Annotated in this window: 2 rRNA genes; both read right to left on the bottom strand. The window is 47.9% G+C overall.

What is annotated here, in order from left to right:
• A 23S ribosomal RNA gene (locus FCI53_RS21245) occupies positions 1-114 on the bottom strand; the annotation flags it as partial.
• A gap of 263 nt (positions 115-377) precedes the next feature.
• Positions 378-645, bottom strand: a 16S ribosomal RNA gene (locus tag FCI53_RS21240); the annotation flags it as partial.

Raw genomic sequence — 645 nt, 5'->3', positions numbered from 1 at the left:
GAAATTCCCGGATCAACGCCTACGTACGGCTCCCCGAGACATATCGGTGTTTGTCCCGTCCTTCATCGGCTCCTAGTGCCAAGGCATCCACCGTGCGCCCTTAATCACTTAACTATATTTACAGTAATCTAGCTTCCGTTCCCAGTAGCTACCTCACTAATCATCTTGCTACCCGTTCCCAAGTGCAGGGAACTGTACGCAAGCTGATTTATTCGTACGCTACTAACCGGTCACTTCAGCTTTTTGAAGTAAAAAAGACGTTTTGTTTGATGTCTTGTCATTCTTATCTAGTTTTCAAGGTACATAATGAGAGGTTTTGATCTCTCAAAACTGAACCAAACAACCAAGTATAAAAACAGTTCCTATAATATCCTTAGAAAGGAGGTGATCCAGCCGCACCTTCCGATACGGCTACCTTGTTACGACTTCACCCCAATCATTGGCCCCACCTTAGGCGGCTGGCTCCTAGGACACAACTTAGCTTCCTAAATAAATAGTAAGAGGCTAAGTTGTGTCCCAGGTTACCCCACCGACTTCGGGTGTTGCCAACTCTCGTGGTGTGACGGGCGGTGTGTACAAGGCCCGGGAACGTATTCACCGCGGCATGCTGATCCGCGATTACTAGCGATTCCGGCTTCATGTAGG

Source organism: Aquibacillus sediminis (assembly GCF_005870085.1).
Taxonomy (GTDB): Bacteria; Bacillota; Bacilli; order Bacillales; family Amphibacillaceae; genus Aquibacillus_E; species Aquibacillus_E sediminis.
Note: the sequence above shows the minus strand (reverse complement) of the source record. Positions and strands in the feature narration are given on the sequence as shown.